The organism is Alcaligenes parafaecalis, from assembly GCF_026344135.1.
Taxonomy (GTDB): Bacteria; Pseudomonadota; Gammaproteobacteria; order Burkholderiales; family Burkholderiaceae_B; genus Alcaligenes; species Alcaligenes parafaecalis.
Window position 1 is genome coordinate 527,383 of record NZ_JAPKNA010000001.1, and the last position, 18,259, is coordinate 545,641.

Sequence of the window (18,259 nt, forward strand, 5' to 3'; positions counted from 1 at the left end):
AAGCAAATCGTAAGCAGATCAAACGTGCCGGGGAAAGAGGGGGCGGGAAGTGCTGAAAGCCAGTGTTGCCGCGGCTTTGGGCTGTAAGGAAAGCGCTTTAGGTGTATACCCTGAAGTCGCCGGACTCTTGCTTCAGGTCAAGGGTTTGGAACGGGTTGGACAAGAAAAAGGCTGAAAGCCTGGAAGCTTTCAGCCTTGATCTCAAAGTGTCGGAATTGTCTTAGCGACGCTTCACCGACAGCTCGTATTCCATATCCTGGTCATAGCTGCCCAGGGACATGGCTTTGACTTCGTACTCGCCCACTTCCAACTGAACTTCCAGGCGGGCATTCAGATCGCCACCACTGTCATCATCTTCTGCCACGGTTTGGCCGTCTTTACGCAGGGTCAGGTAGGTGTCAAAGGTGGGAGAAGTCATGTCGATGACATAGCTGCCTGCCTGACGCACGTTCAGCGTGTAGCTGTCGCTGGTAATGCCTTGCAGCATCAGCGCTTGACGAGGCTCACCCACACGGATCACACCACCACCGGCGTTGGCAGGCACATCATCGCTAGAGGCTGCCAGCACAAACAGGCCAGCCTGGTTGGAGCCGGAAATCTTCACGGTGTGGTCACCTGCGGCCAGCACGCTACGTACGCGCTGTTGGCCTGCTTCGTCACCGTATTGGTTGGCGCTGTTGGAGTCCACTTCCATCGTGGCCTGGAAGCCTTGGGCGTCCATTTGCACCGTTACCAGCTTGGGTTCGGACAGGGTGAAGCTGTAGGTTTGGGTCTCGCCGGTGAACAGGCCGGTTTTACCGTCGCCATCCAGGCTCAGGGTGTCGCCGGTTTTCAGTTCGATTTCGCCGGTCATCTCTTCCGGTTTGATTTCCAGCGAGAAACCGCCCTGGAAGTTCTGTGCGCCCATTGCCGAGCTGGCTTGAACAATGTATTCACCAGCCTTCAGGTAAACCTGCAGGCGGGCATCGGTACCGCCACCGCTGTCATCATCAGAGGCCAGTTCCATACCGCGACGATCCATCAGTTTCAGATAGGCGTCCAGGCTGTTTTGCTCGGCCTTCATGGCCAGGCTGTACAAGCCATCTTTGTCGATATTCAGGCGGTAGCGCTTTTGGCCGCCCAGTGCCCAGTCATGAATAGTCTGGTCTTGGGTCAAAGGCTCGCCCGTGTAGGCTTTCAGTGTGTCTACATTGACTTGGAAAGGACCGTAGGCGCTGGTGTTGAAGCCGCTGACGACCACTTGGTACGTGTCGTTAAAGTCGGCCTTGAAGCCCAATGTGGTGGCCTGGCCTTTGGTTTCGCTGTCAGGACAATCTTCGCAACGCTGGGTACGTGTCACCAGCTCGCCATTGCGCAGCACGCTGATTTGCGGGCGCAGGGGGCCACTGACGCTGATCTTGATGATCTGGCCAGCTTCAGCCTTGACGTCAAACAAGCTGCTGCGTACGCCGTCGCTCAGGTTCAAAAAGCTCTTGCTGGTCAATTCGCCCGAGACGGATTGGCCCAAGGTCAAAGTCTGAGCGGCACCCAGTGTGCTGGGGGCGCTGACTGGGCTGCTGCCTGTTGGAGTGGGTACGTTTTTGGCGTAATAAATGGCGCCACCGGCACCGATGACAACGCCCAGCAGGGCAGCAAATAAGGTAGTTGGCTTCATGATCTCTGAAGACTCGCTAAAAGAGTAAGGCTCCGATAAGCCGGAGGCCGCTAGCGGGCGATTGTACTGGAGCTGAGAGGGCAGGCGCACACTATTGCAACAAGATACTACGACAGCGGCGTTTACTTCGGGTCCGGGGGCTGGGCTTGGATCAATAACTGGATTCGCTTATTGGCCCAGCGACGAGGCGGATGCCAGAGTGGCGCTTGTGTACTTTGTTACTTTTTAAAGCGGGGCGAGCGTCTTACGGTTGCACATAGGGTTGGGTAATGAAGGCGGGAGCCTCGCTAAAAGACTGTCCTCCTCCGGGTGGGGGCGTGGGCGTCAGGGCCACTTGTACCCATTTGCCATGACGACGTTCCAGCAAACGATACTGTTGCTGAGGTCCGATAGGACGACTGGCCAGATACAGCGTGTTGCCCAGCTTGTACAGCGCGGGTTGGGAGGCGGATTGTTTGTCGACTTCGTACACATGGCCTTTATCGACCAGCATGATGGCACCGCCCGGACTTTGCTGGACAGCCACGATGACTTGCTCCTGCTCATCCAGGCTGAGCGCGGGCACACCGACATAGCGCAAGCCCAGGTTCTGTGGCCGTGACCAGGTGCGGTCGCTGCTGTTCTGTGTCAGGCGCAGCAAGTGCTGGCTTTGGCGGTCGCGCATATACAGCTCAATACCGCCTTGTGCATTCAAGATAGAGGCCAGCCCACCGCTAATAGGCGCAGAGGGGATCGCTTGCCAGCTTTGCCATTTCAAGTCCTTTTGTTGCTGGGTCTGGAAGAGCTGGCCTTGCAGATTGCTGGCGTACACATGGGCGCGTCCTTGCTTGTCTACGCTAAGCGTGGCGGGATAAGCCGCCTGGTCCAGCAGGGGCAGCGCTTGCCACGCGCTCCAGCCGTAATCGGGCTGACGGGCCGCACTCCAATAGAAACGCCCGTCGGTTCCCATGGCAAGGGCTTGACTGGCATGGCGACTGACCATCGGAGTGTGCAAGACGCGGGGGCCGGGGACTTTTTGCCACGCCAGCCAGTCACCCTCATCAGGAGATCGGCTGACCCAGACCTGCCCGGTGGCATCGCGTGCAAAAAGGCCGGGGCTGCCATCCGGGTACTGGAAGGCGCTAAGGGCATCGGCCGTGCGTCCGCCCAAGGTCGTCCAGCGTTGTTCGCTCAAATCCCATTGGTTGATCGCGTCGTTTTGCTCGCCAGAGGCGAAGAAACTGAGCTGGCCGTTGCGATCACTGAGCAAGCTGGCGGGATAGTCGGCACGGCTGCTGTAGTAACTGCGTTGCACCCAGGCGGCAGCCGGGCCAGCCGGTTCCTGACACACCGCCGGGCCTTTGCAGGCATGCTGATCGTGCCAGGCATAGCGCCGAAAAATCTCGGTCTTGCTGTGAATTTCATTCAAGGTCAGATTACTGGCCTGTTCTTGAATGGGGTAATCCACATAACCAATCTGTGCGTAATTGCCGGGGGCGGCCAGCATGGCTTCCCGAACCAGACGGGCGCTGGCAATGTGGTCCGGGTGCCCATGGCCGGTACAGCGCCAGCATAGCTGGGTGTAAGGGACCGGGTTGGTGTCATCCAGATAACGAACGCTGGTGGGACGGTACAGCCGTATCAAGGCGGCCAGCGTTTGAACCAACTGCTCGCGGTTCAGCGTCTGTTGCGGGCTATCCAGTGTTTGTACGGTTTGGCCGGGTACGGATTCTGCGCGGCTCAAAGGAGTCAGGCTTCCCCAGCCGGGGCCCAGCCACGGGTCTTGCAGACGCAAATGGCTAAGCTGAATGCCGGGTCTGGCTCGCAAGGTAAATTGCGCTATCGAGGCACTGCCAACCATCAAGCGGGTTTGCTGCCACTCATTGACCAGCCCCGCCATATAAGCATAGGCGGCGCGCACCCCTTGCTCGCGGCTGTACATATACTCCAGCCCGCCTTTGCGTTCGCTGGCGGTCAGATACAGAACCTGCATGCAGGCACCTGCCTGAATATTGCTGGACAGGTCCGGGTTCATGAACAGCAGGTCGTCATCCATATGGCCCACAACGACCAGATCCCGGCTGCCATGGCAGGCATCGGCCGCATGGGCAGAAAGTGGCAAGAGCAAAGCACACAGTCCGCCGAGCAGAATGCGTTTCAAGGTGGTGAGGGCCAGGGAGGCAAGAGGCATGGAGGGGAGGAGAGCGCGGATAAACAAGGATCAGAACGATCCGTCCCGCGTTGCTTGCAGAGGGTGAAAGCAACGTGCCTGCTTAGTATAAGCAGGCACTGTCAGGCAGAAAATAAACATAAATGGCGCCAGGGACTTTGTATCGTAAAGTGTGGCGCCGATGCCGCGATCAGTTCATTCTGGGACGAATGAGCATGGGGGCAAACTGATGCAGGTAATTGAGCATGGCCAGAATCCAGCACAAGCCAGCCGCATGCAGCAGGGGCAGGCTCCAACTGCTGGGAATCAAGGCCAGCAAGCGCAACACACAGGCGGCAATCAGAAGGCCATAACCCAGGACAACTTTGGGCGTAGCACGCAAAGGGCGGCCCAAATGACCCAGAGCGGTGCGGGTCAGCATGCCAATAATCATGATGCTGAATCCGGCCAGACCCACTATATGCACCGGCCAGGCCGCACGCAGAATCCAGCCTGCTTCATAAGCCGCAGCGCTGAGCAAACCTATTGCCAGACCGGCATAGCCCAGATACAGAATCCATAAAAGTGGGGTGTTGCGGCTGGCCCAGGGTTGCCAGCGGCACCACTGGAAGCAAGCGATCAAACCCAAAGCGGCCAGGATAATGGCCAAGGGCAAACGCCAGGGTGTCAGCGACAGCACAATGGCGATGGCGCTCAAGCCCATTTGCCAATGGCCACTGCGGGTTTGAGCAGGCAGGCTCAAGCCAGGCAGAGCACGCATGGCAAAGAAGGGGATGATGCGGCGAGCGATCAGCAAGGTAATCAGCCCCATGGTCCAAAAGCCGCTATAGAAGTAGGGCATGGGGTCCTGGCCTTGAATCAGGCTGTACATGAACAGGGCGTGGCTTAGTCCCAGGGCCAACATGGCGACTGGAATACCGTAGTTGCGCTTGTTCCGGGCGATCAAGATGACGCGGGCCAGTTCAGCGGCAGCAATGACGAAGAACAGGGCATCCAGCAGCAGTGCCGCTATCGCCCCATTGGGAAGCAGAAAGCTGAAACGGGCCAGAATCCAGATCAGGCACAAGGCTCCTAAAGAGGGCCCGCGCAAGGTAGGCTGGCCGGTCCAGGTCGCGCTGGCCGTTAGCAAAAAGCCGACAGCAATGGTGCCAATAAAGGCCCAGAGCATTTCATGGGCATGCCAGTACAGGGAAGGGATAGCCGTATTGGCCAGCCAGCCGGGGGTATAGAGCCAGAGCGCAATGCTGGCTGCGCCCCAGAGTGTGGCTAACAGATAAAGGGGACGAAATCCCAGTTCCAGGAATGCGCGCCATTCTGGGCGGGTAGAGGCAGGGGAGGCAGTCAGAGGAGTCATGGCAGATCAGTTATAAGATGTATTTTAAATATATCTTAAAGGCCGAATAAAACATAGTCTCTTAAAACGATGCTTGGCCTTATTCTTTGTCGGATATTTCCAGCGTGCTGTCTATCATTTTGCGCAATAAATAGACGATAGCCACGCGTTCTGCGGGGTTCAGATTGCCCATGGTCAGTTCGCTGATGGTATGGGCACGAGGAATGACGCGGTCCAGCAGGTGCAAACCTTCCTGGGTCAGTTCCACAATGACTTTACGGCGGTCGTCCTTGTCCGGCGCCAGTTCAATCAGGTCGCGCGACTTCAGTCGTTGAATAATGCCCCGTATGGTGGCCTGGTCAACCGCCGTGGCTTCGACCAGCTCTGTTTGAGAGCTGGGGCCGTGGTCGCGCAAGGCGCACAGCGTCACAAATTGAATAGCGGTTAGCTGGTTGTCGCCCACGTAGTGCTGAAAGATGGCCGTGTGCCGCTGACCCGCCTTGCGCAGCAGGTGGCCGATTTGTTCGGTGACATCGTAGGACAAGGTTTGAGGAGCGGATGAGGGGGAGGTAGGCTGCATAGTCTTTCTGTCTTGTTGTGGAATGGGCAGGCCAGTTGCGTGTAACAACCGGGCAAGTATACCTGTGCAGGGAAGGAATCCAGCCTGATCCAGATCAGTTCTTTCGCATTTAAAGCATTTGGGTTCTTAGGGTGTGCACCGCAATAAATGAGTCTACACACTGTTAAATCTGAAAATCAGATAAATTTGATGTTTAGATATTCAAGGCCCGATTTTGTTTTGATTTTTATTTATATCTTATTGATATTATTTAAATAAATAGGAGTTTTTCATCATTTATAAAGGTGCTTAAATTTACTTGAGGTAGGTATAAACCCTAGCTCAATCACCTGTTTTCATGCTTAAACTTAGTGTGTACACTACTAAAAAACATGTGGTGAGCACTTTTAATGAGTGCCGTGATTTGGAGCTAACGATGGAAAAAACAGTCAAGATTGCGATTGTAGGGGCCGGTCTTGGCGGAGCCGCTGCGGCGACTCTGTTGCAGCAAGCAGGCTTTGAGGTAGAAGTATTTGAACAGGCGCCAGAATTCTCGCGTTTGGGTGCCGGTATCCACGTAGGCCCCAACGTGATGAAAATTTTCCGCCGCATGGGTCTGGAAAAAGCACTGGACGATATGGGCTCGCACCCCGACTTCTGGTTCAGTCGTGATGGTGAGACGGGCGACTACATGTCCCGTATCCCCTTGGGCGAATTTGCCAAGAAAGAATACGGCGCGTCCTACATCACCGTACACCGTGGTGATATGCATGCCTTGCAAATCGACAGCATCAAGCCTGGCACCGTGCACTTTGGCAAGCGTTTGCAAAACCTGGTGGAACGCGAAGAGGGCGTGCTGCTGGAGTTTGCTGATGGCACCAGCGTGACCGCTGACATTGTGATTGGTGCCGACGGCATCCACTCCAAGATTCGCGAAACCTTGCTGGGCGTGGAAGATCCTATTTACAGCGGCTGGGTTGCACACCGTGCCCTGATCCGTGGTGAAAATCTGGCCCGCTTTGCCGATGAGTTCGAGGACTGTGTGAAATGGTGGACAGACGACCGCCACATGATGGTGTACTACACCACGGGCAAGCGTGATGAGTACTACTTTGTGACGGGTGTGCCCCATCCGGCCTGGGATTTCCAGGGTGCTTATGTAGACAGCTCGCAAGAAGAGATGCTGGCCGCATTTGAAGGCTATCATTCCACGGTTCAGAATTTGATCAAATCGACCGAAAGCATTACCAAGTGGCCTTTGCGTAACCGTAATCCGCTGCCTTTGTGGAGCCGTGGCCGTCTGGTGATGTTGGGCGACGCATGTCACCCCATGAAGCCTCACATGGCTCAGGGTGCGTGCATGGCCATTGAAGACGCCGCCATGCTGACACGCTGCTTGCAAGAGACAGGCTTGTCGGACTTCCGTACGGCCTTTGATTTGTACGAACTCAACCGCAAAGAGCGCGCGACTCGTGTTCAGTCCGTCTCCAACGCCAATACCTTCCTGCGCACGCAAGAAGATCCGGCCTGGGTTTACGGCTACGACCTGTATGGTCAGGACTTGAAGTCCAGCTAAGCCGCGTCAGGCACAGAGCCCGGGAGCGATCCGGGATCTGTGCCGTAGCAATCTGATCGGGTCCCGGTTCTGGGCGCGGCCTCTCGCTAGAGAAGGCCCGCCTGATCGGGGGTCACCGTTGATACGTCATTCTTCATCTGTAAACGGTCTGCAACCCACTGGGGGGAATGCGGACGCGTTCAGGGCCCTGCTGTGTTCTGTCAGGCGCTGTTTTTAGGCAGTTTTCTGGTTCACCAGGCATACCAATAATTATCCGGAGATATACAAGGTGCATTCATCCATCCAAAGTCCCACGGCTGTGCCTGCAGGCCGGGACGGAAACGGAGATCTCTATAAGAAGATCGTCTGGCGTCTGATCCCATTCCTGTGCTTTTGTTATCTGGCCGCCTATCTGGACCGAATCAACGTCGGTTTCGCGAAGTTGCAGATGCTCGACCATTTGCAGTGGAGCGAGACGGCTTACGGCCTGGGTGCCGGTCTGTTTTTCCTGGGCTACATCCTGTTTGAAGTACCCAGCAACCTGATTCTGGAACGTGTGGGCGCCAAGTTGTGGATTGCCCGCATCATGATTACCTGGGGCCTGCTCTCTGGCCTGACCATGTTTGTCACCACGCCAACGCAGTTCTACATTTTGCGTTTTGTACTGGGTGCGGCAGAGGCCGGTTTCTTGCCAGGCGTGCTCTATTACCTGACCTTGTGGTTCCCGACCTACCGACGCGGCAAAATCATTGCCTTGTTCATGATTGGTTTGCCCCTGTCCAGCGTGATTGGTGGCCCCTTGTCCGGCTGGATTATTGGTCACTTTGACCATATGAATGGCTGGCGCGGTTGGCAGTGGTTGTTCCTCTTGGAAGCCATTCCTAGTGTGCTGCTCGGTATCCTGACTTTCTGGGCTTTGCCGAATAACTATCAGTCTGCGCATTGGCTTAACAACGAGCAAAAGTCCCGTTTGGCGGCGGATCTGGCTGCCGACGATGCCGAAGGCAAGGGCGTCAAACACAGCTTTAAAGATGGTTTCTTCAACTTGAAAGTGTGGATGCTGGGTGGGATCGACTTCTCCATCCTGCTGGGTACGTATTCCATCAGTTTCTGGATGCCGTCCTTTATTCGTGCGGCCGGTGTGCAAGATCCATTCCAGATTGGTTTGATGACCGCGATTCCTTCTCTGGCCGGTGTGGTGGGGATGCTGATGATTGGTGCCAGTTCGGACCGTCGTCGTGAACGTCGCTGGCACCTGATCGTGCCGCTGACTATCGGGGCGATTGCGCTGGTTGCCAGTACCTTTGTGGCCCACCATGCCTGGTTGACGGTTCTGGCCTTCACGGTGGCGTCGGCAGTCATTATGGGTGCCGTGCCTGTGTTCTTCAGCTTGCCTGCCACCTTCCTGAAAGGCACTGCTGCAGCAACCGGTTTTGCTCTGGCTTGCTCCTTGGCCAATATTGCTGGTCTGGTCAGCAACTCCCTGATTGGTTGGGTCACCGACCTGACAGGCTCGGGCAGCGCCGCTTTGTGGTTGTTTGCGGGTAGCCTGATGGTGAGCTGCTTGCTGGCTTACGCCTTGCCTGCCAAACAGGTAAACCGCTAAGTCGCTGTTTGCTCCTGTGGTCTGAAACACAAAAAACATACCCGGCTAACAGCCGGGTATGTTTTTTTATGGTTGCGGCGTCTTGGGTACGCCGCTTTGCCGAACCAGGGTGGCGGGCTTGTGGCCGATCACCGATCAGGTTCAGGCAGTAACTTTGCTGCCTTGTTGCAGCCAGGCTTGCAAATCCACGGTTTCATACAGAACTTGAGCGCTTAGAACACGCAAGCCATGTGGGCCGCTGTCTAGAATGCGGTGTTCACCTTGGGCTTGTTGCAGCTCCAGTTCGCTGTCGGGCAGCGTCATCAGATGTCGGGCCACGGCAATCAGTTGCTCGGGTGGGCAGCAGGGGCTGGATTCAAAATGGCCGACTTCTTTGCCGTTTTGGCGGAGGATCAGGCGTAATGGATTCATGATGTTGTTGCCGTATCAGAGACGGGCCAGTAAAAGTTGTTGGGCGTGGCGCGTGCACCAAAAATGGCTTGTCCAACGCGCACAATCGTGGAGCCTTCGGAGATAGCGACTTCATAGTCACCCGACATACCCATGGACAGCTCACGGATGTTTTCAGCGTGGGGAATGTCGTTGCGGAGCTGATCGCGTAAATTGCGCAGCAGGGCAAAGCAGGGGCGTACCCGTTCGGGGTCTGCGTCCATCAAGGCCAGGGTCATCAGACCTTTGACTTTCAAGGCAGAAAACTGTGGTAATTCGCGCACAAACGCGTGCACTTCTTCGGGCGGCAAACCGAATTTGCTGTCCTCGCTGGAGGTGTTTACCTGCACGAAGACGTCCAGGCTGCGGCCTTCAATTTGCAGGCGGCGATCCAGCGCTTCAGCGGTCTTGAGTTTGTCCAGCGCATGAAATTCGGATGCAAAGCGTGCAACGGACTTGGCTTTATTGCTTTGCAGGTGTCCAATAACAGCCCATTCCAAATCCGGCAGCTCTTCGCGCAGGGCCTCGTACTTGCCTTCGGCCTCTTGCACCTTGTTCTCGCCCAGCAGGCGGCAACCGGCTTGATAGGCCAGGCGGATACGGTCAATCCCGAAGGTTTTGCTGACCGTCAGCAAACGTACATCACCAGCGGCACGACCGTAACGTACGCAGGCAGCATCAATTCTTTGTTGTACCAGGGCAATGCGTTCCCGAAATGCCTCTACACTGGTGGAGGTGGGATAATGCTCGGTGTGAAGTAGATCAGGGGCGGATTCGGACATGGCGCACCAGTAAGGAAGAAAAAAAAGATAAACTCGACCCTGCGGGTCGCGCATAAACTATTATGTCATAGGTCAAAATGAATATCCAGGGAAGCAATGCGAAGGAACTTTTCGATGATATCCGACAGCAAGTGGCGCTGGGGCGTATTGCTCCGGGACAGGTCTTGCCGCCGGTACGCGAACTCGCCCAAACACTGGGATTGAACCGAAACACCGTCGCACTTGCTTATAAGCGTTTGGTGTCAGCGGGCGTGGCCGATGCGCAAGGCCGTCGTGGCACGCGTATTCGCGAAACCATTCGGGAGCTGGCGCGTGAAGGTCATGGAGCCAGCTCGGCTCTGCAGGATCTGGCCAGTGGTAATCCGGCGCTGGCGTATTTGCCCGCACCGACACAACTGACAGCAGGCGTGCGCGGCCAGACCCAGGCCTTGTACGGTGCGGACCCCTTGGTGCCTGAACTGCGTGCGGTGTGCCAGCAGGTGTTCCATAAAGACACTCCTCTGGAAACGGATTATCACGTCAGCTACGGGGCAGTCGATGCGATCGAGCGTTTGCTGCAAGCCTTTTTGCTGGCAGGCGATAAAGTCGGGATTGAAGACCCTGGCTATCTGAATAGCATCAACTCGGTGCATACGCTGGGCTACAAACCGGTAGGCATTGCGGTGGATAGCGAGGGCATTGTGCCTGCTTCCTTGGAAGAGGCCCTGGAGGATGGTTTGCGTGCGTTGATTTTGACACCGCGTGCGCATAATCCTACGGGGTGTTCCTTGAGTCGGGCGCGCGCCAAGCAGATCGAGCAAATTCTGAAGAACTATCCCGAATTGCTCTTGATGATTGATGACCATTTCTGGATGTTGGCCAGCAGCCCTTATCGCAATGTGATCCCCGCTGATCATTTGCGTTGGGCCTTGATCCGCTCGGTATCCAAAGGTTTGGGCCCGGATTTGCGCGTTGCTTTGGTAGCCTCTGATCTGCAGACCAGCGAGCGCTTGTCGCAGCGCTTGGCCTCGGGTGCGCAATGGGTCAGTCATCTACTGCAGCAAATGGTCGTGCATGGGCTGACGGATGCGGATATCAAGGCGCAGACCCGTGTGGCGCAAGCCGCTTATGTGCAAGCCCGCGCGGATTTGATGCAGGCCTTGAAAAAGCAAAGCATTCCTTTTTGGGACAGCGAAGAAGGCTTCAACTTGTGGATTCCTCTGGACCGCGAAGCCGAACCTGTATTGGCTGGTTTGGCCGCAAGGGGCTGGCTAGTAAGGTCCGGCCAAGTGTTTGGTGTCAGCAATCCCGCCCAAGGTTTGCGAGTCAGCTTTGCCAATCTGGATGCCAAAGGCGCGCAGCGCTTTGCGACGGATTTAGCCCAAGTACTGCAAGAGCGTTATTAGTCACTATCTTGCTGCTTCTGGCGAAGTAGCAAGATAGTGAACTCTATACCGTGCGCCCACCCATTCAGCTAGAAAAGGGGGCGCTATTTTTATGGGCCTTATTATTTATTTAGTAGGCCGATTACTGATCCATTGCACTGCCAGGACGCTGCCCATCACCAGAATAATGCCGACCAGACTGGAGCCCGTCATGGCCTGGCCCAGGATCAACCAGCCCAGAATAACGGCGGTCAAAGGACTGAGCAGACCCAGCGAAGACACCGCGACTGAAGGCAGTACGGCAATCCCTCGGAACCACAAAGTGTAGGCCAGCAGGGCACCGACCAGGCACAGATACAGATAACCGCCAATTTGCACCGTGCTCAAAGAGCTATCCAGCGGTGGGTCCAGCCACAAGGCGAGGGGGGCAAGCATCAGGCCACCGAGCATCAACTGCCAAGCGGTGAAAGCCAGAATCGGCATGCCACTACGCCAGCGATGCGACAAATAGGTTCCCAAGGCCATGCACAAAGCGCCCACAATTGCGGCCACCATGCCCCAGGTATCCCATTGGCTCTCTGGGGAAAGCAGCAAAATACCCATGCCGAAAATACCGATCACGCAGGCCAGCAGTGCCATCGTGACGGGACGTTTTCCTTCCAGAGCCCAGGCCAGCGCAATCACAACCAAAGGTTGAGCGGCCCCGACCACCGCCGCCAGACCACCGGGCAAGCGGTAAGCCGCCACAAACAGCAGTGCTTGAAAGGCACCAATATTCAAGGCCGCCAAAATCAGGGTCCGCCCCCAATCGCCACGCGCTGGCATACGACGACTCCAGAGCAAGAGCATCAGACCTGCGGGAAAGCAACGCAAAAACGCAGCAATGAACGGGCGGTCAGGCGGCAAAATTTCGGTAGTAACAATATAGGTTGAACCCCAGATGGCGGGGCCTAGTGCGGTCAGTGCCGTCACAATCCAAAGCGATAATCGGTTCATGGTGAAAGTATCTTGATGTCGAGATAAATGCCAGTGTAGGGATGATTTATCTTAATATCAAGATAAATATCAGAATCGAGAAATCATGAGTACGAGCGAAGAACACGACGCGGTAGACCTGATCATCAAGCAATGGCGTGAGCAGCGGCCGGATCTGCCCAATCTGGATGCCATGGCCTTGCTGGGCCGTATGACACGTTGCTTTCAACTGGTGCAAAAGCAGATGAGCGAAAATTTCAGGCGTCACGGCCTGCAATTGGGCGAATTTGATGTGCTGGCCAGCCTGCGTCGTTCCGGCCCGCCCTATACCTTGGCACCTACAGCCCTGTTTTCTACCTTGATGGTCAGCTCCGGCACCATGACGCATCGTTTGCAGGGCTTGGAAAAGCAAGGTTTGATTGAGCGCATTGCTGACCCGGAAGATGCCCGCCGCATTTTGGTGCGCCTGAGTCCGGCCGGTCTGGCCTGTGTGGACACTGTGGTCGTTGACCATTTGGCGAATGAAGAAAACTTGCTGGAAGGCCTGAATACCGAGCAACGTCAAAGCCTGGACAGCTTGCTGCGCGACTGGATGCGTGTGTTGGAGTCGCGCCAGAGTTGAAGGAATGCTAAAGTAGCTGGATATATACACAGCCTACTTATGACCCCGCCAGAGCTTCCTCCTTTTTACTACCTGCATAATTTTCATCAGGTTTTGCAGTGGGTACAGCACGCCAGTTCCGACTTGCTGGAGCCGGAACACGTCCATTGTGGTCGCCGCTTTGTAGCGGCTTCCCAATCTGCCCAAGCGCTGTTAGTCCGATTGCTGATGCGTAAAGGGCCTGTATTTCGCATCGACAAGCTGCGTTACGACGAGATTGCGGATCTGGATGCGGCAGTGCAAGAGCTCAGTGCCTGTGGCTTGATTGAGACGAATCCAGACCTCGATCTGGCAACCTTGTTTGCGGTCCATACCGTGCCGGAGCTGCGTCGCCTGTTTAGTGATCTGCCTGCGGCTGGGCGCAAGTCGGATTATCAGGCGTGGATCAGCCAAACCTATGGCGACCAGGCACGCCCCTTTCAGGAATGGTGCGCCGACGCCCGATTGCAGGCTCCCATGCTCCGTCTGTCCCCGGAGGTCATGCACTGGGCGCAGCGTTTGCAGCTTCTGTTCTTTGGCAATCATTATCAGGACTGGTCCGAGTTCGTGCTGAGTGATCTGGGCCTGTATCGCTACGAAACGGTGCTGCTGGATCAGGCCAGCCGGGCGTTCCGGCATGGGGAGGATGTACGCCTGTATGAAACCTTGTCTGAACTACGTGATACCCAGGACGAGGCGGATCCCGAGCAATGGGCGCAGCGCTTTGCGGCCGTGTTGACGATTGAAACGGATAGCGATTGGTTGCAGCGGCGCAAGGCAAAAACCCTGTTCCAACTGGGACAGCAAGCAGAGCGCCAGCATTGGTGGCCGCTAGCCGAGCAGGCCTACACCCAGACGAGCTGGCCGGGCGCACGCTACCGTCAACTGCGTGTATTGGAGCGCCAAGAGAACCATCAAGGTGCGTGGCCCCTGTTTTGTCAGGCCTGGGGACAGCCAGAGAACGAAAGTGAAACCCAGAAGTTGCTGCGTATGTTGCCGCGCATGCGTCGTAAATTGTCAGTCGACGTGCCGCCCAGTTCTCCGGCAAGTACACCGGCCAGTCGCACTCAACGTAGTGATCTGGTCCTGTTTGATGACGGTAATCGAGTTGAAGCCCAGGTCTTGGCGCATTGGGACAGTCCTTTGGCGCCTGTTTATTACGTAGAAAACGCCTTGTTTCCAGCCTTATTGGGATTGCTAAGCTGGGACGCTATTTTCGCTCCCTTGCCCGGCGCGTTTTTTCATCCCTATCAAGCCTGTCCTGCTGATTGGGGCAACCCGGATTTCGTATCGCGTCGTCAGAACCTGTTTGATCAAGCCTTAAGCGTCCTGGACAGCGCTGACTATAAAACCGTGATCTGGCAGCGCTGGCAGGAAAAACGCGGCATACAGTGCCCCTTGCTGATCTGGCCTGCCTTGGATGAAACCCTGATCGAGCAGGCTTTGCATTGCATCCCGGCGCAGCATTTGCAGTTGGTCTTCAAGCGCATTTTGCAAGACTGGCGCGACAATCGCTCCGGCTTGCCGGATTTGGTGCGTTTTACACCAGTCCAGCAAAGCTATGAATTGATTGAGGTAAAAGGGCCAGGGGACCGTCTCCAGGACAATCAACGGCGCTGGCTCAGTTATTTTGAGCAGCACGCCATTCCAGCCCGTGTTTGCTACGTCACTCGGCCTGAATTCGTATGAAAGCCTGGACCGTAGGCGTACGAGCTTTGTGCGAATTCACCGCCCGCAGCGGTGATCTGGACCTGCGCTTTACTCCTGCGGCCACTGCTCAGGAAGGCATTTTGGGTCATCAGCAGTTACGGCTGCGTCGCCCGGAGCATTACGAGGCGGAAGTTCCTCTGTCCTATGAAATGGAGGGGCTTCTGGTGCGGGGTCGGGCCGATGGTTTTGATCCTGTCAGCCACTGTCTGGAAGAGCTGAAAACCTATCGGGGGGCGTTTGATGCCATCCCCGAGCATCACCGTCGTTTGCATCAGGCCCAGGCCAAGGTCTATGCCGCCATGATTTGTCAGGAGCGGGACCTGCCGGGCGTGACGGTGAGTGTGGTGTATTACCACGTCGACAAGCATAAGGAGACCTGCGTATCCGAGTATCTGGAGCGCGCGGATTTGTGGGCCTTCTTCGAGGAACACTGTCGCGCCTATGTGGAGTGGGGGCGGCAGGAACAAAAACATCGTCTGGCGCGGGACCAGGCCTGTACCGATCTGCAATTTCCTTTTGAGCAGTTTCGCGCCGGTCAGCGTCAATTGGCGGTGGCTGCGTTTCGTGCGCAGCGTGACGCACAGTGCTTGTTGGCTCAAGCGCCGACGGGCTTAGGCAAGACACTGGCTGTCGTGTTTCCCGGCCTGAAGGCCATGCCCGAAGCGGGTTTGGACAAGCTTTTTTATCTGACGGCTAAAAATTCAGGCCGACAAATGGCTCTGGATGCCTTGAGCCGTTTGAGTCCCGAAGGCGAGGGGGCTTGGCGGGTGCTGGAAATGGTCGCCCGTGACAAGCAATGTCCGAACCCCGATAAAGCCTGTCATGGCCAGTCCTGTCCTTTGGCCGAAGGCTTTTACGACCGCCTTCCCGCCGCACGCCGACAAGCCCTGGAACAGCCCATTCTTGATCGCCAGCGCTTGCAGCACGTCGCGAATGAGCATCAAGTCTGCCCCTACTATCTGGGGCAAGAGATGTTGCGCTGGGCCGATGCCATTGTGGGTGACTACAACTACTTTTTCGATACCCATGCGGTGCTCTATAGCCAGACCCTGGCGCAACAATGGCGCAGTGCTGTGCTGGTGGATGAGGCTCATAACCTGGTCGAGCGTGCCCGCTCCATGTATTCAGCTTCCTTTTCGCAAGTGCAGATACGCATGGCCCGCAAGGCAGCTCCTTCGGCCTTGAAGCGTCATTTCGCTCCCTTGACTCGTTTGATGGAAGACCTGATTCCTGAGGAGGGGGGCGACCAATGGGGCTTGGAGAAAATCCCGCCCGATCTGCTGGAGCAGTGTGAGTATTTGGCGGCCCGTCTGGGGGCATACGTGGCTGAAACCCCCATGCCGCAAGACAGTCCCTTGCTGCAGTTTTATTTTGAGCTGCTTTATTTTGTGGATTTGGCCGGACAATTCGGCTCGCACTCTTTGTTCGATATCTTGGCGCACCGCGATGGCGTGCTATTGAACCTGCGCAATATTGTGCCTGCGCCTTTTCTGGCTGAGCGTTATGGCGATGCTCATGGTGTTGTGCTGTTCTCTGGCACGCTGAATCCTTCGCAGTTTTATCGCGACGTCCTGGGTCTGCCGCCCAGTACCACCGAACTGAATGTGGCCTCGCCGTATCGGGCCGAGCAGTTACGGGTACGCCAGTACGCGGGTCTGTCTACCCGTTATGCAGACCGAGCCCAAAGCTTGGCAGGGGTTTGCGACATTGTCGGGCAGGCCTATCAGGAGCAGCCGGGTAACTATCTCTTGTTCCTGAGCAGCTTTGATTATCTGGAGCAGGTCAGCCAAGCTTTGCAGGAACGCTGGCCGGATATGCCCCTGTGGCACCAACAACCGGGCATGAGCGATCATCAACGAACGCAGTTTCTGGATCGCTTTACGCTGGACGGGAAGGGAGTAGGTTTGGCGGTGTTGGGCGGGGCGTTTTCCGAAGGGGTGGATTTACCCGGTAAACGCTTGATCGGTGCCTTTATTGCCACCTTGGGATTGCCGCAATTCAACCCTGCCAATGAGTCGGTGAAGCAAGTCATGGCCCAGCTCTTTGGGGAGCGGCGGGCCTATGACTATACCTATCTTTATCCGGGACTACGCAAGATTACACAGGCCGCGGGTCGTGTGATTCGCGATGAGCAGGATCAGGGCTTTGTGTATCTGCTTGACGAGCGCTATGGGCAGCGGCGGGTGCAGCAGTTGTTGCCGGACTGGTGGCAAATTGAGCAGGTGCGGACTGACGCTCGTTCTGGGCAATGACTTCAGTAATGATTTGAGCGGTAGCGGCAGACAAAGTCCAACCCAGGTGACCGTGACCCGTGTTGTAGTACACGCCAGGACGACTGCCTGCTTTCACGCGTGGCAGCATGTCCGGCATCATGGGACGCAGACCGGCCCACGGCACGACGCGGTCGGTTGCGGCATCGTGGAAGTTGCGGCGTGTCCAGTTGGTCAGCGGGGCAATACGGTCGGCACGTATGTCTTTGTTGCTGCCGTTGTATTCCGCCGTACCCGCCACGCGCAGTCGTTCCTTGCCCAGGCGGCTGGTCACAATCTTGGCTTCTTCGTCCAGCAAGCTGACCCAAGGGGCGGCATGTTGGGCTTCTGGCGTATCCAGATAGACCGAGATTGAATAGCCTTTCACAGGGTAAATATTGACGTAGTCGCCCAGCATATGGGCCAGATGACGGCTGCCTACACCGGCGCAAACCACCAGGGAATCCACGGACAAGGTATGCGTGTGCGCTTCAGCGCCGTCACCCGTGCGCAACTGGATACGGTGCGGAGGGCCGCAATCAATACCCAGCACTTCCGTATCTTGCAGGAACTTCACGCCGCGCTTGGCGCACGCATCCGCTAGCCCGCGTGTGTATTTGTGAATATCGCCTGTGGCATCAGAAGGCGTGAAGAAACCGCCGTAGTAGGTGCCTTGCAAAGCAGGTTCGATCTGGTGAATTTCGTCATTGGTGACGGTGCGGCGCTCCAGACCTCCTTTGTGCAGCAGTTGGCTGACTTTCTTGCCCGACTCAAAGCCGCCTGCCGTGTGGTAGATGTGCAAGATGCCGCGTTGTTCCAGGTCGAAATCAATGTTTTCGTCCTTGGCCCATTGGTACAGATTCTCGCGGGCCGTAATAGCCAGCTTGACGGTTTCAATGGTGTTGCGCTCGTAGCCGGAGATGGCACCCATAAACTGTGCCATCCAGCTATATTTGTGCCAGCTTGGTTTAGGGTTGAACAGCAGTGGGGCGTCTTTGCGCATCATCCACTTCAAGCCCTTGAGAATAGTGCTGCGGCTGTTCCAGACCTCGGCATTGCAAGCGGAAAGCTGCCCGCCATTAGCGAAGGAGGTTTCCATCGCAGGGTAGCGCAGGCGGTCGATAACGGTGACTTGATAGCCTTTCAGGCTAAGGGCGTAGGCGGTGGTAATTCCGGAAATACCGGCGCCAATGACGGCAATATGCGACATAACAGGCTCCTGACAGGTGAATTGCCACCAAATAGTGGCAATAC

General features: G+C 56.3%; 13 protein-coding genes and 1 pseudogene. 6 read left to right on the forward strand and 8 right to left on the reverse strand.

Annotated features, from left to right (window positions below; translation table 11 throughout):
* Positions 1-220: 220 nt before the first annotated feature.
* The 4 genes from OSH09_RS02465 to OSH09_RS02480 all read right to left on the reverse strand — a co-directional run bounded on the left by OSH09_RS02465 (position 221) and on the right by OSH09_RS02480 (position 5,716).
* Entirely contained in the window at positions 221-1,654 is a 1,434-nt protein-coding gene (locus OSH09_RS02465; RefSeq protein WP_266120041.1) for a hypothetical protein, read from the reverse strand.
* A 244-nt stretch (positions 1,655-1,898) separates the two neighbouring features.
* The gene (locus tag OSH09_RS02470) at positions 1,899-3,824 is read right to left on the reverse strand and encodes a PIG-L family deacetylase (RefSeq protein WP_266120042.1); all 1,926 of its coding nucleotides are present in this window, start codon (positions 3,822-3,824) and stop codon (positions 1,899-1,901) included.
* Positions 3,825-3,993: 169 nt separating this feature from the next.
* Positions 3,994-5,157: an NnrS family protein gene (locus OSH09_RS02475; RefSeq protein WP_207874244.1), complete on the reverse strand. Its 1,164-nt coding sequence runs from the start codon at positions 5,155-5,157 to the stop codon at positions 3,994-3,996.
* 79 nt (positions 5,158-5,236) lie between these two features.
* The gene (locus OSH09_RS02480) at positions 5,237-5,716 is read right to left on the reverse strand and encodes a MarR family winged helix-turn-helix transcriptional regulator (RefSeq protein ID WP_266120043.1); all 480 of its coding nucleotides are present in this window, start codon (positions 5,714-5,716) and stop codon (positions 5,237-5,239) included.
* Between the two features lie 415 nt (positions 5,717-6,131).
* On the opposite strand from OSH09_RS02480, the gene OSH09_RS02485 reads away from it, so the two are divergent.
* Both OSH09_RS02485 and OSH09_RS02490 read left to right on the forward strand, forming a co-directional pair.
* Positions 6,132-7,271 carry an FAD-dependent monooxygenase gene (locus tag OSH09_RS02485; RefSeq protein ID WP_207874248.1) on the forward strand — a complete coding sequence of 380 codons (1,140 nt, stop codon included), beginning with the start codon at positions 6,132-6,134 and terminating at the stop codon, positions 7,269-7,271.
* A gap of 268 nt (positions 7,272-7,539) precedes the next feature.
* Positions 7,540-8,856 (forward strand): MFS transporter, encoded by a 1,317-nt coding sequence (locus OSH09_RS02490; protein ID WP_266120044.1) that lies wholly within the window; start codon positions 7,540-7,542, stop codon positions 8,854-8,856.
* Positions 8,857-8,997: 141 nt separating this feature from the next.
* Here OSH09_RS02490 and OSH09_RS02495 read toward each other — a convergent pair whose 3' ends face one another.
* Complete coding sequence (locus OSH09_RS02495; protein ID WP_207874252.1) at positions 8,998-9,267, reverse strand: hypothetical protein; 270 nt, start codon at positions 9,265-9,267, stop codon at positions 8,998-9,000.
* Positions 9,264-10,067 carry a YggS family pyridoxal phosphate-dependent enzyme gene (locus OSH09_RS02500; protein WP_153229967.1) on the reverse strand — a complete coding sequence of 268 codons (804 nt, stop codon included), beginning with the start codon at positions 10,065-10,067 and terminating at the stop codon, positions 9,264-9,266. Before OSH09_RS02500 ends, OSH09_RS02495 begins: the two co-directional genes overlap by 4 nt.
* Positions 10,068-10,144: 77 nt before the next feature.
* Here OSH09_RS02500 and OSH09_RS02505 point away from each other — a divergent pair, with 77 nt between their 5' ends.
* Positions 10,145-11,452 carry an aminotransferase class I/II-fold pyridoxal phosphate-dependent enzyme gene (locus OSH09_RS02505; RefSeq protein WP_207874254.1) on the forward strand — a complete coding sequence of 436 codons (1,308 nt, stop codon included), beginning with the start codon at positions 10,145-10,147 and terminating at the stop codon, positions 11,450-11,452.
* Positions 11,453-11,557: 105 nt separating this feature from the next.
* Here OSH09_RS02505 and OSH09_RS02510 read toward each other — a convergent pair whose 3' ends face one another.
* Positions 11,558-12,427 (reverse strand): DMT family transporter, encoded by an 870-nt coding sequence (locus OSH09_RS02510; RefSeq protein ID WP_266120045.1) that lies wholly within the window; start codon positions 12,425-12,427, stop codon positions 11,558-11,560.
* Between the two features lie 85 nt (positions 12,428-12,512).
* On the opposite strand from OSH09_RS02510, the gene OSH09_RS02515 reads away from it, so the two are divergent.
* The 3 genes and pseudogenes from OSH09_RS02515 to OSH09_RS02525 form a co-directional block, all read left to right on the forward strand.
* Positions 12,513-13,028: a MarR family winged helix-turn-helix transcriptional regulator gene (locus OSH09_RS02515; RefSeq protein WP_207874258.1), complete on the forward strand. Its 516-nt coding sequence runs from the start codon at positions 12,513-12,515 to the stop codon at positions 13,026-13,028.
* A gap of 39 nt (positions 13,029-13,067) precedes the next feature.
* Positions 13,068-14,735, forward strand: coding sequence for a VRR-NUC domain-containing protein (locus OSH09_RS02520; RefSeq protein ID WP_266120046.1), 1,668 nt, complete (start codon positions 13,068-13,070; stop codon positions 14,733-14,735).
* A gap of 797 nt (positions 14,736-15,532) precedes the next feature.
* Positions 15,533-16,909: pseudogene (locus OSH09_RS02525) on the forward strand (ATP-dependent DNA helicase); the annotation flags it as partial.
* On the opposite strand, the gene OSH09_RS02530 reads toward OSH09_RS02525, so the two are convergent.
* Positions 16,854-18,215 carry a D-amino acid dehydrogenase gene (locus OSH09_RS02530; RefSeq protein WP_266120047.1) on the reverse strand — a complete coding sequence of 454 codons (1,362 nt, stop codon included), beginning with the start codon at positions 18,213-18,215 and terminating at the stop codon, positions 16,854-16,856. The pseudogene OSH09_RS02525 and the gene OSH09_RS02530 overlap by 56 nt on opposite strands.
* Positions 18,216-18,259 lie beyond the last annotated feature (44 nt).

What these genes read in the sequence shown, in the direction of transcription:
- OSH09_RS02465 (WP_266120041.1), bottom strand. Translation starts at nt 1,654, where the DNA reads ATGAAGCCAACTACCTTATTTGCTGCCCTGCTGGGCGTTGTCATCGGT.
- OSH09_RS02470 (WP_266120042.1), bottom strand. Translation starts at nt 3,824, where the DNA reads ATGCCTCTTGCCTCCCTGGCCCTCACCACCTTGAAACGCATTCTGCTC.
- OSH09_RS02475 (WP_207874244.1), bottom strand. Translation starts at nt 5,157, where the DNA reads ATGACTCCTCTGACTGCCTCCCCTGCCTCTACCCGCCCAGAATGGCGC.
- OSH09_RS02480 (WP_266120043.1), bottom strand. Translation starts at nt 5,716, where the DNA reads ATGCAGCCTACCTCCCCCTCATCCGCTCCTCAAACCTTGTCCTACGAT.
- OSH09_RS02485 (WP_207874248.1), top strand. Translation starts at nt 6,132, where the DNA reads ATGGAAAAAACAGTCAAGATTGCGATTGTAGGGGCCGGTCTTGGCGGA.
- OSH09_RS02495 (WP_207874252.1), bottom strand. Translation starts at nt 9,267, where the DNA reads ATGAATCCATTACGCCTGATCCTCCGCCAAAACGGCAAAGAAGTCGGC.
- OSH09_RS02500 (WP_153229967.1), bottom strand. Translation starts at nt 10,067, where the DNA reads ATGTCCGAATCCGCCCCTGATCTACTTCACACCGAGCATTATCCCACC.
- OSH09_RS02505 (WP_207874254.1), top strand. Translation starts at nt 10,145, where the DNA reads ATGAATATCCAGGGAAGCAATGCGAAGGAACTTTTCGATGATATCCGA.
- OSH09_RS02510 (WP_266120045.1), bottom strand. Translation starts at nt 12,427, where the DNA reads ATGAACCGATTATCGCTTTGGATTGTGACGGCACTGACCGCACTAGGC.
- OSH09_RS02515 (WP_207874258.1), top strand. Translation starts at nt 12,513, where the DNA reads ATGAGTACGAGCGAAGAACACGACGCGGTAGACCTGATCATCAAGCAA.
- OSH09_RS02520 (WP_266120046.1), top strand. Translation starts at nt 13,068, where the DNA reads ATGACCCCGCCAGAGCTTCCTCCTTTTTACTACCTGCATAATTTTCAT.
- OSH09_RS02530 (WP_266120047.1), bottom strand. Translation starts at nt 18,215, where the DNA reads ATGTCGCATATTGCCGTCATTGGCGCCGGTATTTCCGGAATTACCACC.